Annotated in this window: 20 protein-coding genes; 1 reads left to right on the top strand and 19 read right to left on the bottom strand. The window is 60.9% G+C overall.

Annotated elements, in window-relative coordinates; translation table 11 throughout:
• Window positions 1–86: 86 nt before the first annotated feature.
• Window positions 87–2,057, bottom strand: coding sequence for a CHASE2 domain-containing protein (locus BM413_RS04180; RefSeq protein ID WP_091910742.1), 1,971 nt, complete (start codon window positions 2,055–2,057; stop codon window positions 87–89).
• The gene (locus BM413_RS04175; protein WP_091910741.1) at window positions 2,057–5,782 is read right to left on the bottom strand and encodes a TonB-dependent receptor domain-containing protein; all 3,726 of its coding nucleotides are present in this window, start codon (window positions 5,780–5,782) and stop codon (window positions 2,057–2,059) included. Before BM413_RS04175 ends, BM413_RS04180 begins: the two co-directional genes overlap by 1 nt.
• A gap of 173 nt (window positions 5,783–5,955) precedes the next feature.
• On the opposite strand from BM413_RS04175, the gene BM413_RS04170 reads away from it, so the two are divergent.
• Window positions 5,956–6,477 carry a Pycsar system effector family protein gene (locus tag BM413_RS04170; protein ID WP_091910739.1) on the top strand — a complete coding sequence of 174 codons (522 nt, stop codon included), beginning with the start codon at window positions 5,956–5,958 and terminating at the stop codon, window positions 6,475–6,477.
• Window positions 6,478–6,496: 19 nt separating this feature from the next.
• Here BM413_RS04170 and BM413_RS04165 read toward each other — a convergent pair whose 3' ends face one another.
• The 17 genes from BM413_RS04165 to BM413_RS04085 all read right to left on the bottom strand — a co-directional run bounded on the left by BM413_RS04165 (window position 6,497) and on the right by BM413_RS04085 (window position 24,874).
• Window positions 6,497–8,113 carry a GMC family oxidoreductase gene (locus BM413_RS04165; RefSeq protein ID WP_091910737.1) on the bottom strand — a complete coding sequence of 539 codons (1,617 nt, stop codon included), beginning with the start codon at window positions 8,111–8,113 and terminating at the stop codon, window positions 6,497–6,499.
• Window positions 8,110–9,624 (bottom strand): FGGY-family carbohydrate kinase, encoded by a 1,515-nt coding sequence (locus BM413_RS04160; protein WP_091910734.1) that lies wholly within the window; start codon window positions 9,622–9,624, stop codon window positions 8,110–8,112. The genes BM413_RS04165 and BM413_RS04160 overlap by 4 nt, the downstream gene beginning before the upstream one ends.
• Window positions 9,625–9,646: 22 nt before the next feature.
• Entirely contained in the window at window positions 9,647–10,489 is an 843-nt protein-coding gene (locus BM413_RS04155) for a class I fructose-bisphosphate aldolase (RefSeq protein ID WP_091910732.1), read from the bottom strand.
• Window positions 10,480–12,189, bottom strand: coding sequence for a glycerol-3-phosphate dehydrogenase/oxidase (locus tag BM413_RS04150; RefSeq protein WP_091910730.1), 1,710 nt, complete (start codon window positions 12,187–12,189; stop codon window positions 10,480–10,482). The genes BM413_RS04155 and BM413_RS04150 overlap by 10 nt, the downstream gene beginning before the upstream one ends.
• An 18-nt stretch (window positions 12,190–12,207) precedes the next feature.
• Complete coding sequence (locus tag BM413_RS04145; protein ID WP_091910728.1) at window positions 12,208–13,203, bottom strand: aldo/keto reductase; 996 nt, start codon at window positions 13,201–13,203, stop codon at window positions 12,208–12,210.
• On the bottom strand, window positions 13,200–14,180 hold the full coding sequence (locus BM413_RS04140; RefSeq protein WP_091910726.1) for a sugar-binding transcriptional regulator: 981 nt from the start codon (window positions 14,178–14,180) through the stop codon (window positions 13,200–13,202). The genes BM413_RS04145 and BM413_RS04140 overlap by 4 nt, the downstream gene beginning before the upstream one ends.
• 27 nt (window positions 14,181–14,207) lie before the next feature.
• A complete protein-coding gene (locus BM413_RS04135; RefSeq protein WP_091910724.1) occupies window positions 14,208–15,194 on the bottom strand; it encodes an ABC transporter permease in 987 nt (328 codons plus the stop codon).
• A 19-nt stretch (window positions 15,195–15,213) separates the two neighbouring features.
• Entirely contained in the window at window positions 15,214–16,752 is a 1,539-nt protein-coding gene (locus BM413_RS04130) for a sugar ABC transporter ATP-binding protein (RefSeq protein ID WP_091911114.1), read from the bottom strand.
• Between the two features lie 88 nt (window positions 16,753–16,840).
• A complete protein-coding gene (locus tag BM413_RS04125; RefSeq protein ID WP_091910722.1) occupies window positions 16,841–17,872 on the bottom strand; it encodes a substrate-binding domain-containing protein in 1,032 nt (343 codons plus the stop codon).
• A 272-nt stretch (window positions 17,873–18,144) separates the two neighbouring features.
• A complete protein-coding gene (locus BM413_RS04120; RefSeq protein ID WP_091911113.1) occupies window positions 18,145–18,408 on the bottom strand; it encodes a WGR domain-containing protein in 264 nt (87 codons plus the stop codon).
• A 120-nt stretch (window positions 18,409–18,528) separates the two neighbouring features.
• A complete protein-coding gene (locus BM413_RS04115; RefSeq protein WP_091910721.1) occupies window positions 18,529–19,710 on the bottom strand; it encodes a phosphopentomutase in 1,182 nt (393 codons plus the stop codon).
• A gap of 10 nt (window positions 19,711–19,720) precedes the next feature.
• Window positions 19,721–20,464 (bottom strand): ABC transporter permease, encoded by a 744-nt coding sequence (locus tag BM413_RS04110; protein ID WP_091910719.1) that lies wholly within the window; start codon window positions 20,462–20,464, stop codon window positions 19,721–19,723.
• 3 nt (window positions 20,465–20,467) lie between these two features.
• Entirely contained in the window at window positions 20,468–21,472 is a 1,005-nt protein-coding gene (locus BM413_RS04105) for an ABC transporter substrate-binding protein (protein ID WP_091910717.1), read from the bottom strand.
• Entirely contained in the window at window positions 21,469–22,266 is a 798-nt protein-coding gene (locus BM413_RS04100) for a nucleoside phosphorylase (RefSeq protein WP_091910715.1), read from the bottom strand. The genes BM413_RS04105 and BM413_RS04100 overlap by 4 nt, the downstream gene beginning before the upstream one ends.
• Window positions 22,259–23,026, bottom strand: a complete 768-nt coding sequence (locus tag BM413_RS04095) for an ABC transporter permease (protein WP_091910713.1) — start codon at window positions 23,024–23,026, stop codon at window positions 22,259–22,261. Before BM413_RS04095 ends, BM413_RS04100 begins: the two co-directional genes overlap by 8 nt.
• A complete protein-coding gene (locus BM413_RS04090) occupies window positions 23,026–23,799 on the bottom strand; it encodes an ABC transporter ATP-binding protein (RefSeq protein WP_210188903.1) in 774 nt (257 codons plus the stop codon). Before BM413_RS04090 ends, BM413_RS04095 begins: the two co-directional genes overlap by 1 nt.
• Before the next feature lie 187 nt (window positions 23,800–23,986).
• On the bottom strand, window positions 23,987–24,874 hold the full coding sequence (locus tag BM413_RS04085) for a helix-turn-helix domain-containing protein (RefSeq protein ID WP_244537748.1): 888 nt from the start codon (window positions 24,872–24,874) through the stop codon (window positions 23,987–23,989).
• Window positions 24,875–25,112: the final 238 nt, after the last annotated feature.

The raw sequence follows: 25,112 nt of genomic DNA, 5'->3' as shown, positions 1-25,112 counted from the left end.
ACGCCTTCGATTTCGCTGTTTATCAGGTTTGAGGCTGCTTGGAAAAGGCACGAGCTTCTTGGGCGGGGGTCAACCGTCGGTTGGGCTCAATCTCGCGAATACTCGCTGGACAAGCGCAAATAGAAAGGCGCCAGAACCGGCAATGCCGCCGTTAGTTTCTCGGCGTCTTCACTTGAGAATGGATCCCTGGACCGGCGCGCATCAAGAAGCTGGGCATGCAACGTCACTTGCTCGGCAGTAGCATTCGGCAATACCGTGGAAACCGCGACGGCTGTCGTCTTGCCCTTGACAGTCAGCCGGTCCAGTTCGAAAATCGGAAAGCTGTCCCGCACCAAGGCGGCAGTCGTTTCACCGATGAGCAGCGGCGCGCCGACATCCTTGGATGCGCTTTCGAGCCGTGCGGCGAGATTGACCGAATCTCCCAGCGCCGAATAATCGAAGCGGCTGGTCGAACCCATATTGCCGACGACGCATTCGCCTGTGTTCACGCCTATGCCGATACCGAGTTTCAGCGCGGGTCTGCCAGAAGCTTCCGCCTCCATGAGGAACTCGGCATTCAGAGCGTTCAGAGCATCGAACATGCCGAGTGCGGCACGCACCGCGTGAACGGCGTGATCCGGATCGTCCAGTGGCGCATTCCAGAACGCCATGATGCAATCGCCGATATATTTGTCGATAGTGCCGCCAGTGGCCAGCACGACCTCCGAAAGCGGCGTCAGCAACCGGTTGATCAGGCGCGTCAGGCCTTCTGGATCGTCCTTCATTGTCTCGGAGATGGTAGTGAAGCCGCGAATATCGCAGAAAAGAATGGTCAGCGTACGCACCTCGCCGCCGAGCCGAAGCTGTGATGGATCGCGCGCCAGGCGCTCGACCAGCGGCGGTGAGAGATACTGCGAGAAGGCGCGAGTGATACCTCGCCTCAACCGTCGTTCGGAAGCAAAATCCAGTGCGCCCTGTGCGCTCGCCGCCAGCATGAAGGCCAGTGAAGGCGCAAATGGTGGGATGAAGATGCGACCGAAACGAAGGCAGAGATAGCTGCCGGTGAGTATGGCCACAACAACGGCTGCACCGCCCGCCACCGTTTTCCAGCCGGTACGGCGGCGGATAAGCAGGGCAGCAAGCCCCGCGCCGATCGCGATCGACAGCAGTGAGATCAATACAGGCGTACGATTGATGGAGAGACCGGCTGCAAGATTGTCGAAAATCGTCGCGTGGATCTCGACGCCGGCAACCAGCCTGCCGGTACGAACGGTGAATGGTGTGGCGTGAACATCGGCACCGCCCTCGGCGATCGTCGGCGCATTCTGGACGCTCAGCCCCACCATGACGACACGGTCATGGAAAAAGCCTTCGGGCAAAAACTGATCGGGATCGAGCGCCTGATAGTAAGATACGGTTTCATAGGTGCGCGACGGCCCGAAGGTCTGTAGCAGGGCGTTGTGCGGCACCTCTGTCGTTTGGCCCGCAGCCGCCAGCAGTCGTGCAGCAAATCCGTCACCATAAGCCGGCACGCGGCGCAATATGCCGTCGCCATCGAAGGCAATCGAAGCAATGCCGGACCGGGCTCCTGCACCTGTGAAAATCGCCAGGGGCTCGACCCGGATATGCTGGGCAGCCTGCGGTGTCTCGATAAAGGTCTCGTCGCCTGCCAGCACGACATCAGGCCCAAGGCTTCTGACAAGCGCCTCGTCCGCAGTCGGATTGGAAGGTTCGGCAAAGATGATGTCGAGGCCGATTGCCTTTGCACCGGCCTTGCGCAGCGCTTCGATCAGCTTCGCGTGCAGGTCGCGCGGCCACGGCCATTGCAAGCCGACTTCCGCAAGAGAGGGTTCGTCAATGGCAACGATAACCGGCCCGTTGGCTGGTCGGGCCGGAACGCCGCTAGTCGAAAAATAATCGAAGGCGCGCGCTTCGAGCAGTTTCCACGGCGTCAGCAAAGACAGCATTGCCGCAAGCAACGCGGCGAGCAATGTCACCATCACAACGCCGTTGCGCCTCGTGGCGGCAGCCGATGCAGAGGCGCCAAGGCCCTTCCACCATGGACCGGTCAGAAGCATCAGAAGCGAACCTTGAGCGACCCGACAAAGCTGCGTCCCCAACCTGGTACGCTTGCGGCCACGTTGAATTTCTCGTCGAACAGATTGTATGCGGCGAGTTCCAGCTCAAAACGCTTGTTGAAGGGTTCCCAGGTCGCGAAGGTATCAGCCGTCCAGTACGGGTCGATCGGATCGCCCGAAACGTCACCGGACCTTTCGCCAATATAGGTGGCGGCGAGTGTCACCTTGAAATTGGCCGGATTGACCCAGGTTACGCCAAGCCGCGCCGAGTGTTCGGGCACGTATGGCAAAGCCTCGCCGAAGCCGAAGCTGGTCGGATCCTTGTTTTCGGAGTCGGTGTAAGCGTAGGTCGCAAATGCGCCAAAACCGCCGCCCAACCAGACATTGGCCGTTGCCGCAAGGCGATCGATACGGGCCTCGGTAAGGTCGGTTGAATCAAAGGCTCCCGGGATGTCTATGGAAAGGCCGGAGAGTTCCTGGTGCTGGTAGTCGAGCGTCGTGAAGAGGCGGCCGTTCAATTCTGCGTCCCACCGGGCCGCAAACGTGTCTGAATATCCTCCCAATCCAATCGGCGTCTGATTGGATTGCAGGCCGACGATGCCGATCGGTGCAAGTGTCGTTGTGTTGACTGCTGCCGTCTCACGCATGAAGGCAGCGCGGAGCCAGTGACCTTCGACCGGCGCCCAGGCGGCACCGACACGCGGCTCCAGCTTGCCCTGCTCGAACCCCAAGCCATTCACATCACCGTCAAGATAGGTTCCGAAAAGCGCTGCCTCCAGTTTCAAAGCGGACGTAACCTCATAAAGGCCATCCATATAAGCGCGGCCAATCGTTAGGCCGGTATCGGTAGTCTCGATTTCGTTAAAAACGGGAAGAAAGGGAAAGGATATGCTGGTCGCTTTGGTCTGCTTGGAGTCGATCGTTCCGCCTTCCAAACCATATCTGAGCGTAAGATCACCAACCCCATACGTATGGTTCAAGGCACCAATATAAGCGCTTTGCTCTGACGAGCCGTCTATCGTGCCCGGGCCGGGCAATAGAATTGGAAGTCCAAAGTCGAATGCGAAAGTTGCCGCTTCCTCGCTGGTCTGGCGTGAACTGGACGCAAAGAAGGCCGCATTCACCACATTCTTATACCCAAATGTGTGGCTCCAGCCCAATCCCAGATTGGCCGATCTGTTCTCAAGCTGCCGGTCGTAGGTAGAGCCTACAATCGGAAACGGAAAACCTGGATCGATAATAACTGGTGAAGGAAACACGAACAGGCCATTGTTGAGGTTCGCTTCATCGTTCCGGATATCGACATAAGCAACCACACGGTCGTTCGGCGTCGGTCGGGCCGTCACGAATCCGGTCCCGGCTACGAGCTTGTCTTCAAGATCAAACCGGACATTTGGAACAGGGAACCCTGGATCTGTGCCTTCCCGGAATTCCCCGGAGCGCTGCACATCAAGCTTGCCGTAGAAACTCCACGGTATCGGATCGTTCACGAACCCCTGAACCTCGGCTTCGCTTGTCCAGCCGGTGTTATCGCTGGTGCTGGTGAAGCCACCGCCAATGCTCGTCTCCAGAAATGGACGCCTGAAGAGAGTGGCGCTGGTGGAGCGGCCTGAGATCATGGCCGGGTCAAGCATCAACCCCTGAAAGAACGACGAAAAGCCCGCCCCGTTCGTACCGGGATCGACTACCGTTGCGCCATAATTGAGGTCATTGACGAACGGATTTGGGCTGCCCGAAACCGTCTGGTCGACATAGCCCGCCGCGCCGAATGGATCGAACACGGCAGCACCATAATAGCGCCCCCAGGCGTCTAATCCCTGCAGGCGGTAGGCATCGTTCAGGGTCGAACCCTGATCGCGACTGGCGCTGAGCGGCGCATAGTCGCCGCCACGAGCCCGGGCTCTCCTCAAGGCTTCCTGGGCACTTCTGATCGCCTCATCGGATTCATATTCGTCGATGGCAATCGCGGTCCTGAATGACGACACGACCGGATCATTGGCATCGAGCCTGTCAGCATTCTCGATAGCTTGCGCAGCCGGTTCGTGCTCGCCGCTTTCATAGTAGGAAGCACCGAGCAACAGCAGACCCTGAGCATCCGCCGGATTGGCCGTCGTGCCGGCCAGCAGGTCCTCGCGCGCCTTTTCCAGCTCGCCGGTCTGCATGTAGTAGCGGCCGCGAATGAGCAGGGCCATGTCAAAGGAAGGGTCGACTTCCAGCGCCTTGTCGATCTCGGCGCGCGCCTCCACGACGCGATCCTGGTCCAGGTAAAGCACAGCGAGATTGATATGCGAGACGGGGTCTTGCGGATCGAGCGCGATCGCCTGCTTCAGCGCGGCTTCCGATTCCCGATATGCGCCACGGGCATTCTGCACGAGGCCGAGCCCATTCCAGATGGTCGTCGACCCGGGTGCGATTTCCAGCGCACGGGTTAGATCCGCATAGGCGCCTTCGAGATCGCTCTTGAAACCCGCACGAAAATTGGCGCGAGCTTCCAGTGCGTTTGGATCATCCGGATCGAGCGACAGAGACCTGTCGATTGCTTCCTCCATCTGCTGACGATCGTCCAGTGCCATCGCCAGCTGTGCGCGCATCGCCGGCAGGCTCGGATTCTCCGGATAGCGTTGTTCCGCCCTTTTCAGAACAGCGATCGACGCCTTGAAATCAACCAGGAAGGCAACCGTCAATGCTTCCGCCATTGCCGCGTAAGGGCCGTCCGCTTTGGGCTTGGGCGGCGCCTCGGTGCGGTTCGGATCAGCAAGTGCCCGCGCATAATAACCACCATATGTCGCCATAGCGCGGCGGCGGGGGTCCAGGTTCTGCCTCGCCTGTTCGAAAAGATGAGCCGCCTCATCATAGCGTTTCTCGGCTCCCGCAATCATCGCCTCGATGAGATCGAGGCGGGCCGTTTGCGCGCGTGTCAGTCTGAATTGACGTGCCTGAGCGGCTGCTTCGCGCGCAGCCTCACGGCCTTCGTAATTGAGGTTCACTTCGGCCAGCGTCAGCCAGTCTTCCCCGGAACGGGCCGATGGCGCCTTAGCGGTGATCTCTCCGCGGGCCTTGCGCATATCCGGGCTGGAAAGCGGCGATGCCGGCAACATGTTGAAGGAATTTCGCAGCGACAGGAAGAACAGCATCTGCTCCCGATCGTCGGGATTGACGTTGACGATCTTGGTGGGCGCCGAGCCGATATTGGCGACCGCGCCTTCGCCCTGCGAAACCGTCACCGCCCCAAATTGGTTGGCGAGTTCGACCTTACCCTCCAGCACGGTCAGGGAGGTGCGGCCATTGCTCTCAACCGTCATCGTCCAGTCGGTACCGCGAATGGCGGCAGCCGCGGCCGGCGTCTCGACGGTCAGTCCTGGTCCACCACGCTCCGCGCGCGCCCAGATCGTGCCGCTTTCGAGCGCAAAGGCCGCGTCGGTCGACGGGCCGACATTCTTGACCAGAAGCGTTGTGTTGCGGCCAAGGCGCATTTGCGTACGGTCGGAAAACAGCACGGCCAGATTGCCGGTCGCATTGGTGCGAAGATAATCGCCGGCCACGACATCCTGGCGTAGATCAACGAAGCGCCAGTCCGACACATCGACGAAGCGAACTTCCTCGCCGGACTTGCGCGCGATCACGGAACCGGCAGCGGGCTGCGCGCGCGTCACCGGCTCGGCCGCAACCTGCTGCGCACCGAACACTGCCGACAGTATCAAAGAAACCGCCAGATAGCGTCGCATTGTTTTTATTGATATCCCCTCAAACCCAAGGGGCGTTATGACCGGAGCGGGACAGAACTGTCAATAATCCCTTTGCACTAGCATGTGGAATGCTGCATTCGTTACTCGGGCTTTACAGTGAATCGCATCAAGGGCTAGGGGAAATGGCAAGTTCGCTTAAATTCGATTCTTCCATGGGAAATACCGAAGTTTCATCGTCCATTCCGGGGAAGGACTATCTGGAACATCTGAAGAAGATAAACGACGTTTTTTACGATCAGATAAAGATCGCCGACCAGAAGGCGGCCTACATCTTCACTTTCATGCTGGCTTTCATGATCAGCTCGTCGGAAGGTCGAATGGCGTTTCAATGGCAGCGTTATATAGAGGCACAGTTTCCGCTGGTGCTTTTCTCCGGCTGCATGGCCGTAGCCGCCACCTTCACGCTGGTTTCGGCCATAGTCGTCGTGCTGCCTCGGCGCGGTCTGCGATCAACATCACTGTTCTGGGGCGGCTGGGACGCCAACCGCACAGCTCTGCTTGCTGCCGGCGAGCGCAATGATCCAACGTTTCTCTATCAGGAATATCTCGGCAACATCGATACGCTGTCGATCATCGCGAAGGCGAAATACCATTTTGTCAGCCTGGCATTTCGCGGGCTGATCGTCCTGGTAATCTCATATGTGTTGTTGCTGATTGCTACCGGTAGCCGCTGACTGGAGCCTAACAGCAACGTCAGCGAACATCCCGCAGGATCATCTCCGCCGCCTTCTCGGCGATCATGATGACCGGCGAGTTGGTGTTGCCGGAGACGATGGTCGGCATGATGGAGGCGTCCACCACCCGCAGGCCGTCGAGCCCATGGACCCGCAGGTGGTCGTCAACCACCGCCATCGTGTCCGAGCCCATCTTGCAGGTGCCGACCGGATGGAAGATCGTCGTGCCGATGTCGCCGGCCTTGCGGAGCAGATCTTCATCGCTGTCGTATTGGGTGCCGGGCAGCATCTCTTCCGGCGCAAAGCGGGCTACGGCTTTGGCCTTCATGAGGCGGCGGGCATGACGCAGCGAGGCAATGGCGACGCTGCGGTCGCCCTCGGTTGAAAGGTAGTTCGGCCTGATCTTCGCCGCCTCGCGCGGGTCGGTCGAGCCCATATGCACGGTTCCCCGGCTTTCGGGGCGAAGATTGCACACCGACACCGTTACCGCCGGAAAACGATGCAGCGGCTCGCCAAGCCGGTCGGTGCTCAGCGGCTGCACGTGATACTCAAGATCCGGCGTTTCGAGACGTGGATCACTCTTGGCGAAGATGCCGAGCTGGCTCGGCGCCATCGACAACGGGCCGCTGCGGCGGGCCGCATATTCGAGACCCATGGCGGCGCGGCTGATCAGATTGTGGTAGCGCTGGTTGAGCGTCGCCGCGCCGGTTACCTTGAAGACGGTGCGAATCTGCAAATGGTCCTGCAGGTTTTCGCCTACGCCGGGTAAGCCATGGCGCACTCCGATGCCGAGGCGCGAGAGCAGGTCCGGCTGGCCGACGCCTGAGAGCTCGAGGATCTTCGGCGAGTTGATGGCGCCGGCGGCGAGGATCGTCTGCCCCGCTTTGACCTGACGCAAGCCGCCGTCCTTTCGGAAAACCAGCCCGGTGACGCGGCGGCCGTCGAATTCGAGCCGCTCGGTTTCGGCCCCGGTGACGACGCGCAGGTTCTTGCGGTCCTTAATGCCGCGCAGAAACGCTTTGGAGGTGTTCCAGCGCACGCCCTTTTTCTGGTTGACCTCAAAGTAACCGGAGCCCTCATTGGTGCCGGCGTTGAAGTCGTCGGTGCGCGGGATGCCGAGTTCTTCGGCGGCGTCGCGGAAGGCATCGAGGATTGGCCACGACAAGCGCTGTTTTTCGATGCGCCATTCGCCGCCAGCACCATGCATGGCGCTTTTGCCGCCGTGATAGTCTTCCGACTTGCGGAAATAGGGCAGGACGTCGTCCCACCCCCAGCCGACATTGCCGGACTGGCGCCAGCCATCATAGTCGGCGGCCTGGCCGCGCATATAGATCATGCCGTTGATCGACGAGCACCCGCCAAGCACCTTGCCTCGGGGATAATTGAGACTCCGCCCATTGAGCCCGGCTTCCGGCTCGGTCTTCATCAGCCAGTCGGTGCGCGGATTGCCCATGCAATAGAGATAGCCGATCGGGATATCGACCCAGTGATAACGGTCGCTGCCGCCGGCCTCGAGCAGCAGCACCCGGTTACGTGGATCTGCAGAAAGCCGGTTGGCGAGCACGCAGCCGGCCGAGCCGGCACCAACGATGACGTAGTCGTATTCGTCAAATGAGGAGGATAAAGCTTCGGTCACTTGCACGCCTGCTGGATGGCGATGCGCTCCCACATAGGGGTCATCGCCTGATTGATCTCGCCATACAGGCGATAGCGCTGTGCGTAAGCGGGGGCAATCGCATTGTTGGGCGTATAGTGCCGGGCAGCGGATGTCATTGCCGCCGCACCCGCCCCGTAGTCTTCAAAAATACCCACGCCCGTGCCCGCTGCGATTGCCGCGCCAAGCGCCCCGGTCTCGCGGCTGCGCGCCACGGTGACGGGAACGCCAAGCACGTCGGCAAAGATTTGCGGCCATATTTCACTGCGCGAGCCACCGCCTGACAATACTGCCTGGTCGAAGATGGCTCCGGCCTTGTGCAAAGTCTCGATGTGACGCTTGTGTTCGAAGGCGACACCCTCAAACAAGGCGCGCAGCATATGGGCACGGGTGTGCCAGCCGGCGATGCCGTAGAAGCCGGCGCGTGCACGGCCGTTCTGCTGCGAGCCATAGAGGAAAGGGTGGTAGATCGGGATGTCGCTGTCTGGATCAACCGACGCGACGAGTTCACTGCACAGCTCGAACGGCGACTTGCCTGGCTCGTGGCCGTGTTCGAGGAATTCGCGGACGATCCATTCGAGATTGGCCGCCGAAGTGGCACTCGATTCAATCGCCAGATAGCGTTTGGGATCGAAGGTCGAGACCATGAAAATCGAGGGGTCGCGGATTGGCTCGTCGGTGATGATCTGGTTAATGCTCCAGGTCCCGGCGATGATCGAGGCCGCACCGGTGCGGGTGACGCCCGAGCCGATAGCGCTGGCAACCACATCGAACAACCCGGCGACGACAGGCGTACCGGTGAGAAGGCCGGTCAGTGCTGCGACCTCGGCGGTGATGTGGCCGGCGATATCAGCCGATTCCAGAACTGGCGGCAGCAATGCCATGCAATCGCCCAACCCGTAAGCCGCAAGCAAATCCTCGTCGTAGCGCCGATCGGGAATTTGCAGCAGGCCGCAGCCCGACATGTCCGAAGTGTCGGTCGAACGCGCGCCGGTTAGTCGGTTGACGACAAAATCCTTGCACAGAAACACAGTGCCGATCCTGGCGAACAACTCGGGCGAAAAGCGCTTGAGCCAGGCAAGCAGGGTCGGCGTCTGCGCCGCCCATGGCCTTTGCAGGCAATGCCCATAGGTGCGGTCGCCGACATTTTGTTCGGCCCATTCGGCGACGATTCCGACCGCTCGCGTGTCGAGCGACTGGATGCCGATCAGCGGTGCGCCGTCACGGTCGAATGCGTAAAGGCCATTGCCGTGACCGGCACAGCCGATGGCGACGATCTCGCCTGGATCGATGCCGGCCTTTTCGATGCATTGCCCGATGACCGCGACGGCGTTGCGCCAGAGCTCGTTAAGGTCGCGCTCGACATGACCTGGCTTGGGCATGCACGAGCGGCCGTCGCAGGCAGCGAGCGCAAGTTCGCGCCCGGACAAGTCGAAGATGATTGCCTTGATAACGGTGTTACCCGCATCGAGGCCAAGAATGTAATTTCCCATTGGCTCCTCCCGATGCCGCAACCTATGCCTGCTTGTACAGGTCCCAGGCGGCAGCGCCATCCGCGTCGTCATGAATGATCGCCATCAAACCGCGCACCACGGCGCTTGGATTGGCGTGTTGGTAGATGTTGCGGCCATAGACCATGCCTAGCGCGCCCTGCGCCATCAGGGCAGCCGACTTGTCGAACACGGCGCGCAGATCCTCCTTGCCGCCGCCGCGTACCAGAACCGGGCAGCGGGCGGCTTCCACCACGCGGTGGAAATCGTTTGGATCGGTGGTCGGATCCGCCTTGATGATGTCGGCGCCCATCTCGCGGGCGAGCCGGGTCAGCGTCACGATCTTTTCCGCGTCGCCATCGACCATGTAACCGCCATGTTCTGAGACTGGCAGCATGGCCAGCGGTTCGATCATCAGCGGCAGGCCGTATTTCTCGCAGTCGGCACGCACGCGGGCGATGTTCTGCACGCATTGGCGGAACAGATCCGGCTCGTCGGGCAGCATGAACAGGTTGACGACGACGCAGGCCGCATCCATCTCGATCGCGCCAAGCAGCGGCTCTGCTTCGTTCTGAACAACCGCCCACATCGCGCGGTGGCGTATCTTGTTGTAGGGATTGCCCATGTCGATGCGCATGACGAGAGCCGGTTTGTCCTTGCCCGGCACCGCCTGCAGCAGGTCGGCCTGGCCGTAATTCATCTGGATGGCGTCAGGGCCGGCCTTGACCAACTGGCCTACCACGCTGGCCATGTCCTCCAGTCCCGCCAGAAAGCTCGGCTCGTTGCAGACGCCGTGGTCGATGGCGACATCGAGACAGCGCCCGCCGCCGAACAGTCGGTTCATGCGGACTTTCTTGTTCACGCGCATAGGGCGCTCCTTTTGTCGTTCGTCTGAGATAGGTCCGATAGGTCGACGCCGTGCTGGTGCGCCAGCAAGACGAGGAAGGCAGTGCGTTCGGTGGCTGCCTGGTCGACATCCCACCCTTTGTGTGCGGCGAGAATGTCGAGCACGGCATCAATGAGCGCGAGACTGAGGCCGCCCGAGATGGCGATGGTGGTGCGGCGTAGAAATATGTCGGCCAGGCATTCGACCTGTTCGCGCTCGATGATGAGCCGGACTTCACCAACCGAATAATCTGATCGCGGCAGCATCTGGTCCGCGGTGAGTTGTGCGAAACCCTCGGCAGAGGTGCCATAACGCTCCAGAAGCATATGCGCGCGTTCTAAGGACAGCCTGTGCTGTTCTGCCAATGAGGCGCACCATTTTTCCGGATCAGCCGGGAAATTCCGGCCGCCGCCGATGGCGAGGTCTTCGGTGCCTTTGCTGCGGTTCAGGCCGAGCCGCTCCAGCGCCATGTTGGCAGCCATTTCGCCGAAGGAGCGGAACGTCGTCCATTTGCCGCCGATCATGCAAAGCGTTGCCGGCAGATGTCCGCTTGGTTCGACGAACTCACAGAAATGATCGCGCGGGATACGGCCGGTGAAGCTGTCCTCGCTGGCGGGCAGGGGACGCACGCCGGCGAAGCGGAAGACGATCTCATTGTCGGCGATCACGATCGAGGGAAACACGAATGCGAGCGATTGAAGGATGTAGCTCCGCTCGTCGTCCTCGCAGCGCACCTCGTCCGGGTTGTCGACGCGGATATCGGTCGAGCCGATCAGCACCTTGCCGAGATAAGGAAACAGGATGCAGATCCGCCCGTCCTCATTCTCGTAATAGACCATGTGGCCGCCGAGCGCGTCGTAAAGCTCGGCGTTGTCCACGATCAGGTGCGATCCTTTGGTACCGCCCATCATCTTTTGCGCGGTGGCGCCGATGGCATTGTTGGTCAGGTCGATCCAGCCGCCGGTGGCATTGACGATCAATTGCGGGCGCAGCGGCAGCGTCTCTTCGGTCAAGGTGTCGATGAGGGCGAGGCCCGCATCGGTTGAAGCGACCGCGGCGTAGTTCAGGGCGCGCGCCGATGATGCTGCCGTGACTGTATCGAACAGCATTTCCAGTCCGAGGCGCTCAGGCCGGCTGACCCAGGCGTCGTAATAGGTGGCAGAGCTGCGAATTGCCGAGTTGATCGCCGGCCACGTTTTCAGCGTGTCTGTCCGCCCCCGGAATTGGTGCGTCGGCATCAGCCGCCGGGCTGCCGTGAACAGATCGTACATGGTGAGCCCGGCCTTGATCACCAGCGCGCCGCGCCGGCTCGGACGGCGCGTCAGGCCCAGAAAGCGCACGGCGCCATTGGCGATCCCGGAAAACGTATCGAAAATCGGTACTGTCGTGGGCAGCGGCGCCACATAATGCGGGGCATTCTTCAGCAGGCGGTCGCGCTCGACTAGCGATTCGCGCACCAGCTTGAACTCACCGTTTTCCAGATAGCGCAGACCACCATGCACCATGCGCGACAGCGCCGCACTCGCACCGCTGCAATAGTCGCCCTTGTCCGCCAGAACGACGTCGACGCCCTGCAAGGCAAGCTCACGAAAGACGCTGATGCCGTTGATGCCGCCGCCAATCACGAGCACGGCAATATCCGGCCGCTCGCGCAGAGCGGCGAGTGTTTCATTGCGGTTCATTTGAACTTTGCCTTTCGCTCAGGCATCCATGGCTACGAGGTGCGCAACGATGGCGGCATCGATAGCGGCAAGTTCGCCGGCTTCGAGCGTGATCTCGCCAGCTCGTGCATTCTCAAGCGCCTGTTCTGCATTGCGCGCACCGCACAGCGCGAAGGTGATTCCGCGCTGCGCCAGCGTCCAGGCGATGACGATCTGCGCCATCGAAGCGCTGTGTTGTTCGGCAATCGGAGCGATGGCTCGCTTAAGCCTTGCCACTTTCTGCCGGTTGGCGGCCGAGAAGCGGGGATTGCCCTTGCGCTGGTCGTCGCCGGTGAATTCGCGCGTTGGGTGGATGGCACCGGTGAGCAGGCCGAGCGCCAGCGACGAGTAGCTCAGCGTGGCGATATCGTTTTGGCGGGTGATCGGCAGCAGGCTGTCTTCGATCTCCCGATCGATCATCGAATAGCGCTCCTGGATGGCGTCAAGCTGCCCCGCTTCGACATAATGCTGGAGATCCTCGGCACTGATGTTCGAGGCGCCGATGGCGCGTATCTTGCCCTGCGCCTTGAGCTTTTCGAGTGCGGCAACCGTTTCCGTGATCGGCGTGGTCGGGTCCTGCCAATGGGTGATGTAGAGGTCGATATGATCGGTTCCGAGACGGCGCAGGCTCTGCTCAAGCTCATAGGCAATCCCGTCGGCGCCGAGATAGCGATGGACCGGCTTGCCGTCCTGGTCGAAGAAATGGTTGCCCTTGCCGGAATGCCAGTTCAGTCCGCATTTGGTGGCGATGACGACCTTGTCGCGCTTGCCTTTGATGGCCTTGCCGACAATCTCCTCGCTGCGACCGAGACCGTAGGCAGGCGCGGTATCAATCAGGCTGATGCCGGCGTCTATCGAAGCGTCTATGGCGCGGATCGACGCTTGCTCGTCGGTGCCGCCCCACATCCAGCCGCCTATTGCCCAGGTGCCGAGGCCTACGGCCGATGCTGAGACGTCGGACCTGCCGATATGGCGTTGGATTTGTCGGGAGCTCATGCTGCCTCCTGCTTGGCAAGGTCGAGGATCTGAAGGCCGGTGGCCTCGTCGGTGACGATGGTGTCGAGATGGTTGCCGCGCATGGCGCTGAGGATAGGCGAGACCTTGCTTGCGCCGCTGGCTATGCCGATCGATCGCGGGATCGTTGCGAACTCGTCGAGTGTCAGCGACACCAGAGACCGGTTGAGCGTATAATCGCAAAGCCTCCCGTCGCGGTCGATGAGGTGAGCAAGCAGTTCGCCCGTAGCACCTGAATGTTCAATGGCTTGGCGGTCGGCGCTCGATGACGGATGAAGGTCGTAATAACTCGAATCGTCGCTCAGGATTGAACCGATGCCGATGACGGCAACGTCGGCCTCGCGCGCCTTGCGGAACACATCGGCGACGGAACGCACGCCCATCAGCATTCCGCGTTGCTCTGGCGAGTCGGCAAACAATGGCGCATGGACCTGATAGGCACGACCGCCGAGCTTGTCGGCCATCAGCGAAGCGACGTGATTGACGTCGGTGTAGTGCTTGCCCTGGACGAGGCCCGTCGCGGGAATGACCTCGACATCATAGCGTCGTCCGGGCTGAAGCCCGGCGACCAGCGCGCTGACGCCCTTGCCGCCGGTGATGGATATGGTGTCGCCGTCCTTGATAGTGTCGAGCAGCAGCCGTGCCGCTGCCTCGCCGACACGCTGCAGGGCCGTCTGCGGATTTTCGGAAACCGACGGCACGACCACTGCGCGCTCGATGCCGCCAAGTGCCACAAGCTGTGCCTCGATGTCTATCAAGTGGTCGATCGGCGATTTGATCTTGATCTCGACAAGGCCGAGTTGATGGCCCCGTTTGATCAGCCGGTTGACCGTGGCATGCGAGATACCGAGTTCCTTTGCGATCTCTGCCTGGGTCTTGCCTTCGACATAGTGCAGGACAAGCGCCTGGTGCATTTGGCGGACCGTCGAGATGTCGTCGCGTGTGTTGTTGGGGGCCATGATCTTGTTTCGATGCGCTTCTTGAATTCAGGACTTCTTGCGATGCAGGAAGTGGTCGATCGACACTGCTGCGAGCAGGATGCACCCCTTGATCATGTCCTGCCAATAGACGGACACGTCGAGCAGGATCAGCGAACTCGTCACGACGGAGAGCAGCGCCATGCCGAGGATCGCGCCGAAGATGGTGCCCGAGCCGCCATTCAGCGACGCACCTCCGATCACGGCTGCGGCGATGATGTTGAGTTCCATGCCGGCACCGAAGGTTGGTGTCGCAGCGCCAAAGCGGGCCATGTAAATGACACCTGCGAGACCGGCGAGGGTGGAGCACAACACCGTGACCCAGAACTTCACCTGCCTGGTCTTGATGCCCGAGAACTGCGCGGCCTTCTCGTTGGAGCCGGTGTAGAAAACCTTGCGGAAGGCGGTGGCTCGTCGCAGCAGGAAGTCGAAAATCGCAACGACCACGACAAAGATCATGATCACATAGGGAATGCTGTTGAAGCTGCCCTGGCCGATCGCCTTGAACGCCGGCGGCAGCGTGAACAGCGACAGTGGCGTGCCCTTGGTGATGACCAGGCACATGCCGCGCACGATGACCATCGCCGCAAGAGAGGTGATGAAGTGGTTCAATCCGACCACCGTCACGAAGAAGCCCATGGCAGCCCCGATCAGCGCGCTGACGCCGATGCCGATCAGGCTGGCGGTCCACGGATCGAGACCGGCCAGGAACAGCGCGCCTGAAACCACCATCGAGAAACAGACGACCGAGCCGACCGACAGGTCGATGCCGCCGACAATGAGCAGGATGGTCATGCCGACCACGACGATGCCTTCGATGGAGAAGCTCATCAGCATGGCGCGGAAGTTGCCCCATGTCAGGAAATGCGGCGATGCGAAGCTCATGGCGATGCACAGCGCCAGGATGATGACGATCAGCCCTGCCTCGCGCATCGATGCCAGGCGGGCAAAGTCGATGCGCCGCGCTTCGCTGGGTGCCTTGATATCGGCGTGCATGAGGGTTTCTCCGGCTTCCCTAGGCGACATTCTGGGCCTGCATTTTCTGATTTGAACCGCTCTGGACGCCCGACGCGAGCATGATGATGGATTCTTCGCCGAGCTCGTCTGCGGCGAGTTCGCCGGCAATCCTGCCTTCGCGCACGACCATCACGCGGTCGCACAGGCCGATCAGTTCCGGCAGCTCTGACGAGATGACGACGATGCCCACGCCCTTGCCGGCCAGCTGGCGCAGCAGCCGGTGGATCTCGACCTTGGCGCCGACGTCGATGCCGCGCGTCGGTTCGTCCATGATTATAACCTTGGGCTCGATCGACAATTGCTTGGCGATGGCCACCTTCTGCTGGTTTCCGCCGCTGAGCGTCGATACGGCTGCCCCGATGCCGGCCATGCGAACGCCCAGACGCCTGGTCAGATCGGCTGCCTGGCGGTCCTCTGCCTTGCGGTCGAGAAGCCCGAGCGTCCCGGTCAGCTTGCCGAGGTCGAGAGCCGAGATGTTTGCCGCGATTGGCATGTCGAGAAACACGCCGGAGCCCTTGCGATCCTCGGAGAGATAGACGAGCCCTGCCTTGACTGCATCGCTGTAGTTGCGGATACGCAGGCTCAGGCCGTCGAGCGCAATGGTTCCCGAAACCGCCGGCCTCAGGCCGCAAATGGTCTGCGCGATCTCGCTGCGGCCGGCGCCGATGAGGCCGCCGATGCCGAGAATTTCGCCGGCGCGGAGCTGCAGGTTCACGTCAGTGAAACGGCTGCCGTCGGAAAGATCTTCGACAGTCAATAGCAGACGCCCGGGTTCCTTCGGCGCCAGCTTGTCGGGATAGAGCTGGGTGATCTCGCGGCCGACCATCTTGCGGACTACGTCGTCGGGCGACACGGCATTTATTGGATCGGTGGCGACGTAATGGCCGTCGCGGAAGACGGTGACGCGGTCGCACAGCGAAAAAATCTCAGCCATGCGATGGCTGATATAAACCACCGAAATGCCGCGTTCCTTCAGGCCGCGCACTATCGAAAACAGTCGTTGCGCCTCGCTTTCGGTCAGGGCTGCGGTTGGTTCGTCGAGCATCAGCACCTTGCAGTCGAGCGTCAGCGCCTTGGCGATCTCGACGAGCTGCTGGTTGGAAATGGAAAGGTCGGCGACCTTGGTGCGCACCGGAATGGGGGCGAGAAGGTCCATCACCTTCTGCGCGTCGACATAGAGCTTCTGGAAATTCATCAGCGGCGCGCGACGGGCATTGATCGCGGCCATGTAGATATTTTCGGCGACCGTCGCGTCCTGGCAGAGCGCGATCTCCTGATGCACGAGCGCTATGCCGAGACGCTGGGCTGCTGCCGGCGAGGGGATCGAAACGCGCTCGCTGTCAATCAGTATGTCGCCCTGGTCAGGCTGCAGCACGCCTGCGATCATATTCATCAACGTCGACTTGCCCGCGCCATTTTCGCCGCACAGCGCATGGATTTCACCGCGCTTGAGCTCGAACTGCACGTCGCTCAGCGCCTTGACTGGGCCGAACGCCTTGGACAGGCCGTTGATTTCAAGAATGGGCGTCTGGGTCACGCCATGCTCCTGCAATGGGCGCTGCGAGGGGAAGGGGGCTGCGACCCCCTTCCGACTTGGTTGTCCTGACAATCTTGGGATGTCGAGATTATTCCTCGATGCCCTTGGTGCCGCGACGCTTGAGGTAGGTGTCCCAGTAGAAGTCGTCGGCATTGTCCGCAGTGACGATCGAGAAGCCGTTGTCGACGAAGGGCACGCTCATGGCGTTGGACCCCGAACGCCTGGCGTCGTTCATCGGGTCGATCAGGTCGGGGTGCTTGGCCATCCACAGGAGCATGAAGCCCATGTAGCCCTGCATGCCCTGGTTCGGGTTGACCGAGCCGAATATCTCGCCAGCTTTGATCATGTCGAGGATCTTGGCGTTGACGTCGGCAAGCATGATCTTGATCTTGCCGCCGCCTTCCTTGGCTGCCTGGGCCGCACCGATCGCCGAGTTGGCTTCCGGCATGAACACGGCACCGAGATCGGGATGCGCCTGCGCCAGGCTGAGAACTGCCTGATAGGCCTTGGTCGGATCCTGGTTCGATGCCGCGCGGCCGACGAGCTTCATGTCGGGCCATTTCGCTTCCATGCGAGCGACGAAGGCGTTGACGCGCTTGTCGTGGTTATCCTGGCCGGGGTTTTCCAGCACGGCATATTCGCCCTTGCCGTCCATCGCCTTGGCAACGGCGTCGGCGGCATAAGTGCCTTCGGCATTGTTATCAGAGGTGATGTAGGAGACCCGTTTGGAATTGGGCGAGTCGGCCGCAAACGTCACCACTGCGGTGCCCTGCTCGATGGCGCGATTGATCGGCTCGATGAATGGATCGGAGTTCATCGGATGGACCAGTATGCCGGCCGGCTTCTGTGCCAGTGCCTGGTCGAAGGTCGCGATCTGCTTGTTGACGTCATATTCGGGCGTGCCGGTATAGGCGGTCTCGCAGCCGAATTGCTGGCCGGCCTGCTTGAACATCTCATAGACCGGGAACCAGTATTCGACGCCCGAAACCATCACGTTCATGACGTATTTTTCACCTGGCTCGCATTTGAACGGGTTAGGGGTTTCGGCGAGTGCCTGCATAGAACCCAAGCAGGTCGATGCAGCCGCTGCGATTGTGAGCGTTCTCAGAAATTTGCGCAAGTTTCCTCCCTTGGCCGAAGCCATCCTCAATGACCGTCGCGAGCGCTCCAGGAGCGCTGCCGTATGGATTGATTAGTGTCGAACTCCTCCCGAAGCCCGACTTCGGCTACATTGCAGCCTCTGAAACTTATGTCAATAAAATTCATATACTGAAATATATTTCATAATAGAAAGGTTATAGGTGACTTTGCTTGCTGGTGCCGCAGCCTTGCGCGGGGCTCCTCGTCGCGTAGCGCAGGTATCTCATTGCTCATCTTAGGGCATCACAGAATTCAACCAGCTCCGTTACACCCCGCGTCGAGATAGCCCTTTCGCCGCTTTGTCCGTTCGAGACGGGCGAGGGCGCCGTCCGCGTCTTCCGATGCGTCAAAGGTCTCCATCATCGATTGGCCATTGGTGCCGATGCGGCCCCAATGGCGTATGAGCGATGAGCCGCCGAACAGTGTCGGCTGGATGGTGAGCGTATAGAAGCGGCGCATGTTCTGGGTCGGGTCGACGCGGCGCAGATGAAGCGGTCCGGCTTGTTCTTTCGGCATGGACGGATTTTCGCGTTTCGCGAAAGCGGCGTCCAACGAGTTCCATGAATCGATCCGCTCGGATCGATTCATGCTGCTGATGCTTCACGTCTCCGGTCAAAAGCAGCCGGCGGCGATAGGTTATCGTCCGATCTTCAGATGCGAGGCAACCAGCTCGGCAACCCTGGCGAACGGGATGATCCCGAGTTCCTGTCCTTCGATGCCGGGTCCAGTGACCAGCACCGGAACGCGCTCGCGCGTATGGTCGGTGCCATGCCAGGTCGGGTCGTTGCCGTGGTCTGCGGTGATGATGAGAAGATCGCCGTCTTGCAGACGGCCTGTCAGTTCCGGCAGCCGTGCATCGAAAGTTTCGAGAGCGCGAGCATAACCCGAAACATTGCGCCGATGGCCCCAGAGACTGTCGAACTCGACGAAGTTTGCGAAAATCAGATCGCCTGATGCGGCTCGGTCGCACCAGGAAAGCATATGGTCGAAGAGCGCCATGTCATCCTTGCCCTTCGAAACATCGGTAATGCTCTTGTACGCGAAAATATCCCCGATCTTGCCCACTGCGTGGACCGCGCCACCGGCCGCCACGACGTGGTCGCAGATAGTGCCCGCGGGCGGAGCGATCGCATAGTCCTTGCGGTTCGCGGTGCGGGCAAACGCCCCTGGCGTTTCGCCGATGAACGGACGCGCAATGATCCGCCCGACATTCAGGGGATGAAATATCTCCGCAGCAATCCGGCAGACGTCGAGCAATCGTTCAAGCCCGAAATGCTCCTCATGCGCGGCGATCTGCACGACGCTATCGGCCGACGTGTAGACGATCGGCTTGCCGGTCGCGATGTGCTCGACACCGAACTGGTCTAGCACCTCCGTTCCCGAAGCATGGCAATTGGCAAGCGTCCCCGGAATGCCGGAGCGAGCGACCAGTTCGGCCATCAGCTCATCCGGGAAAGCCGGAACGGTGCGCGGAAAATAATGCCAGTCACGGGTTACCGGTACGCCGGAGAGCTCCCAATGGCCCGACTGGGTATCCTTACCGGCGGAGATTTCCTCTGCTGCCCCCCAACTTCCGATCGGCACAGCACCGAGACCCGGAGCTGCCTTGCCGGATGCAAGCCGGATCGCAGCACCCAGCCCGAGCGCATCGAGGTTGGGAACCTTCAGCGGCCCGCTTCGCCCTTCCTCAGCATTGCCGGTAGCACAGGCCTCGGCGATATGCAGTAGCGTATTCGACCCTTCGTCGCCGTAGCGCGCCGCATCCGGCGCGCCGCCGCATCCGACGGAATCGAGGACACAGAGGAAAACACGCGCCATTGTCACCGGCTCAAGAGAGTTGGAAGCGGCCGAGCGATCGGCGGCGGATCAACTCGATGATCTCATAAAAAGCCCCGCCGATCAAAGAGAGCAGCAGAACCATGCCGATGACGACTGCGGTGTCGCTGTTTTCCTGACCGGAAGACAGGAGATAGCCGATGCCTTCATTGGCGCCCATCAGTTCGCCGATGACCGCTGCGGTCATGGCAAGCGTGGTGGCAACTGCCATGCCGGCGAGCACCGCCGGCAGGGCCGAAGGTAGCTCGATATGCCAAAAGCTCTGCCAGGGGCTGAGCTTCAACACGGCGGCGAGATCGCGGAAACTGCCTTCCCCGTAACGCAGGCCAGTGACCATGCCGGACATCACCGGGAAGAAGGTGACGATCGCGATCAGCACGATCTTGGGCGTCGGCCCGATCCCCAGCCACAAGAGCAGCAGTGGTGCGATCGCGATCTTCGGTGCTGTCTGCAGCAGTAGGATCAGCGGCGTGGCAAAGCGTTCGACGCGCGGCAAGCGTGCGAAAACGACGCCGGCAAGAATGCCGGTCACCGTTCCGAGCACGAAGCCCGCGACGATCTCTGTGAGCGTCACGCCAATATGCCGGAGAAGCTTGGCGTTCTCGAAGAGGAAGACGAGACGGTTGAGCACTTCCATCGGTCCCGGCAGCAGAAAGCTCGGAACCTGAAAAATGAAAACGATCGCCGTCCACAGGACGAGGGTCGCGATAAGGCCCGCTATGCCACGCAGCAACATGTTTTACTGACCGATCGTGGACGGATCGACGACGAAGCCTTCCGCCTTGGGTGCTTCGTCGATGACCTTGTATTCGGCCAGGATGTCGGCGTTTTTCTGCCAGCCGGCGAAGTCAGCCGCACCCAGGCCCTTTTCCTTGGTGAGCGGGCTCTGCCAGACGGTTGGTACGAAGGTCTGTTCGAAGGCGGTCGTCAAAATACCCTTCTGATCCTTCGGCCAGGTCGGTGCGTACTTGTCGAGCGCGATATCCAGCGCTTCTTTGACATGGCCGTCGATGACCCATTCATAGGACTGCGTAACGGCCGTGGTGAAGCGCTTCACCAGATCGGGGTTCTCGGCCAGCTTGGCGGCATTGGTGACGACCACATTGCCGAAGGACGGCAGGAAGTCGTTGGAGAGAACCATCGTGACCTTGGTACCGTCGGCTTCAAGATTGTACTTGCGAAGCTCGGAGAAGACGATCGCGTCGACCTGTCCGGCCTGCAGCGACTGGACGATGGCACCCGTCTGGACGACCTCGACGCTGACGTCGTCGAGCGACAGGCCGGCCAGCTTCAGGCCGACCTGGAGCTGGAGATAGTTCGGGCTGGCAAGGCTGGTGACGGCGATCTTCTTGCCCTTCAGGTCCTTGTAGCCCGTAATGCCGCTATCGGCCTTGGCAAGCAGTGCGCCGATGCCGCGCTGATAGGTCGTGTGGACCACCTTGACCGGCAGGCCGTTAGCAGCAGCGGCGACCACGGCATCACCGTTCGGGAAGCCGAAATCGACATTGCCGGCAGCGATGTTGGTCAGGATGTCTGCGGCAGCAGCATAGATGAACTCGACCTCGATGCCGTTCTTCTCGAAGACGCCGTTTTCAACGCCGGCATAAAGCGGTGCGTAGAAGGGAGCGGCTGCGCCGTCGATCTGCATCACGACCTTGTCGGCCGCGTCGGCGAGGGATGCGAAAAATGGCGAAGTGAGCAAGGCGAGCAGGCTTGCCGCGGTTGTCACGCGAAACTGGATCATGGTTGGCTCCTGAGTTCCCAATCTGTGGAGGATAATGCCCTTCCTGCAATGCGCAGAAGGTTTCGCTGGGTTGCCTCATAGTCGTCGAGCCATTCATCGGTGGCGCGATTTCCATGGACACCAAGTAGGCAGCCGGTTTCGAGGCCGATCGCCCCGCCGACGGTCAAGATGATCTCGCTCTCCATCTCGACGCCGACGACGCCCTGAGCCTGGAAGCGGTCGATGAAATTGCCGTAGGCATCGTCGCTGCCTTCGATCGAACGAAAGCGGCGGTCCTGGCCGAAATAATAGCTGTCGGTCGAGGCGACCTTGCCCGGGCTGCAGGCGAGGCCAAGCTCAGTCGCTGCGTTCACGAGGCCCTGCGTTATCTGTGGCGAAGCCTTCGCCTCACCGCCGGCGGCGCGATAGGTGAGGGCAGTTCCGGTATCGCCGATGGCACTGTCGACGGCGATGAAGGTGCCGACCGCATAGTCGGCAACCAGCGAAGACATGCCCCCGATGCGCACGACACGTTTGGCGCCGAGCATGGCGAGCTCCACGAGAGCGATTTCCGTCGACGGTCCGCCGATGCCGGTCGAGCAAATGGTCAGCCGCTTGCCTTCATAGGTGCCGGTGATGACGGCGAACTCGCGCTTACGGCCGAAATCGGTCACGTCCTCCATCATGTCGGCCAGCAGCCGCACGCGATCCGGGTCCCCCGGTGTCAGGACGTTTTCGGCAATGTCACCGGGGCCGCACGGCAGATGCGGCGGGCGGCCGTTCTTCCAGGGGAATGCAGCGCTGGTCCTAGCCATTGACCGCTCCTTTCCAGGACAGGAGCCGGCGTTCAAGAATGGTCAGCGCGACGTGCAGAAGAAGGCCAAGAACCACGGTCATGAGGACGGCGGCAAACAGGAGCGGTGTCTTGTAGGTGGCCGCCGCGAAGGTCATCAGATAGCCAAGACCCACCTTGCCGGCCATCCACTCGGCAAGCACCGCGCCGACCAGCGCCTGCACCGCGCCGATCTTCAGGCCGACGAAGATTTCCGGCATCGCCGCCGGCAACTCGATCTGCCGGAACCGCTGCATGGAGCTGAGGCCGAGAAGCTTCGAAAGATCCTTCATCTTCGGATCGAGTGCACGGAAGCCGGCGACCGCACCGACAAAGACCGGGAAAAACACAAGAGAGAAAATCAGGACGATCTTCGACAGGATGCCGAAGCCGAACCAGACGATGAAGAGCGGCGCGAGCGCGATCTTCGGGGCCGTTTGCAGGATCACCAGCGGGCCATCGAGCCAGACTGCAAGCTTGGGAAACCGCGTCATGACATAGGCGATCGCAATGCCGGCAATGCAGCCGAGGATAAGGCCGAGCACAATGTTCTGCAGCGTGAAGCCGAGATGCCGCCACAGCTCGCCGGTGAGGGCGATCGTCACCAGCGCATTCCAGGTCTTGAGCGGCGAAGGCAGAAGGTAGGTCGGCAGCGCCATGGGGCCGGTCGCGAACCACCAGGCAAAAAGGAGCACGGCGAGTGCCAGCGTATAATCGATCGCCGCGGAAAAACGCCCGCTCATCAATGCGCCTCACCAGCAGGCGTCCTGAGGTCGCGGCGAAGCTGGGCAACCAGAGCATGATAGGCCGGATCGAGCTTGGTCTCCTCGCCACGCGGACGGGGAAGCTCGACGTTATGAACGCATTTCAGCTTGCCGGGACGCGCCGTCATGACCATGACGCGGTCAGCGAGATAGGCGGCCTCTTCCACGCTGTGTGTGACGAGCAGGATCGTCTTGCCGGTCGACTGCCAGATGCGTAGCAGTTCGTCGTTGAGATTGTCGCGGGTGAGCAGGTCGACAGCCGAAAACGGCTCGTCCATCAGCAGGATCGGCGGGTCGTCGGAGAGTGCGCGGGCAATCGCCGCGCGCTGGCGCATGCCGCCGGAAAGCTGGCGCGGCAATGCCTTCTCGAAACCGGCGAGGCCGACCATCTTGATGAGGTCGAGCGCGGTCTTGTCGCCCTGGGCACGGCTGACGCCCGAGGTATCGAGCGGAAAGCGGACATTATCGATGATGCTTTTCCAGGGGAGCAGAACCGGCTCCTGGAAGACGAAACCGACAGGGCGCTTGCGGCCGGAAACGTCGAGCCTGATCGAACCACCGCTCGCCTGATCCAGACCGGAAATCAGCCTGAGAAGCGTGGATTTTCCGCAACCCGAAGGGCCGACGATCGAGATGAACTCGCCTTCCCCGATAGTGATGCTGACCGGCTCCAGCGCGGTTACCGTGCCATGGTCAGCCACGAATGTCTTATGGACACCCGCGATATCGATCATCCGCTCCGATTGCGACACCAAAAACTCCATGCCTTACCAGCGGGGAACAATTGGTCATCGAGAGGACAATATCCTCTTCGATTACCCGTCCAACCCCGGAAAGGAGCCAAGCTTTCACAAAACTTTCACGGAAGCAACCAAAATCTCAAAGATGAGATTTGTATCAAAATTGTTTCTGCGCTTCGGTTTCCCGTACTGATTGCCGTCAGGCTGCAACCCGCTTCTTGAGCACGGTCTTTTCGATGAAGTCGGCCGCCTGGTCGCCCTTGAGGCTTCGCCGCCATAGCCTGTCGGTCATGCCGCCGTAAAGCTGCACCGCCTCTGCCGCCGCCGTAATGGTCGCAACGCCGACGCGGATATTGGCAAAAGATCCGAGGCGGAAGGGGCTCACGGCAACCTGCGCCTTGTCGGCCCGCTTGAATATCTGGAAGCTCGCACCGGGCATGGAATCGATCACCACGCCGATCTGCACGCCGATCGGCTGCTCGCGCAGCATGTGAACGATGTTCTCGATCTCGTCGCGCGCGGCCTTCTGGCGTTCTGCCAGATTGACCGAGGGATGATTGTGTGCGCCGACAAACCCGACGCGGCCGAACTCGTCCAGCTCCGCGGCCGAAACCAGGCTGACGATGCTGGGCGTGCGCCGCCGGAAGGTTTCCTTGCGGGTTTTGAGGATATCCATCAGCGCGCCGATCTCGCGAATGGCGGTCTTCCGGTCGCCGACATCCTCGGGAATGCTCTCGTCCAGAACCTTCGGCAGCAGATCGTCGTAGCGATCCGTGGTGAGCAGATAGGAGATCGGCCCGAACATCACGGTGATCTGGTCGACATCCTCCTCGAGCTGGCGCATGCGTTCGAAGAAGCTCACGGCCGAAGCGACGTATTCGATGCCGACACCGAGCAATGTGGGCAACGAAACGCCGAGCAGGTCGGCGATCTTGCCCAGCGTATCGACCTTGGGCGGCTTGCCGGATTCGTAGCGATAGATCGCAGCACGCGATACGCCGGCCTTGGCGGCGAGATCCTCTGGAGTAAGTCCTGCGCCCATGCGGAATGCGCGAAGGCGGCGCCCGACATCCGCTGTGGAGCTCATCAAGTCCAAGGCGATTCCTCCCGTCATTCTGTTGCTAAATCTTCGACTCATTAAACAAAAAATGGAAAAATCGCAATGAAGATAATTTTTACGCGAAAAATCTCATTTTTGAGAATCGTCTTGACAGCTTTCGTGTTTCCACAATAGGCTCTGTTTTTGGACCCCGAATGCAGGGAGCACCCTATGACGTCCGACCGTCACTCTCTCCGACGCTGACCCTCAAGCGTAGGCCGCGCGC

Origin of the sequence: Mesorhizobium sp. YR577, assembly GCF_900116595.1 — a bacterium.
GTDB lineage: Bacteria > Pseudomonadota > Alphaproteobacteria > Rhizobiales > Rhizobiaceae > Mesorhizobium_M.
Note: the sequence above shows the minus strand (reverse complement) of the source record. Positions and strands in the feature narration are given on the sequence as shown.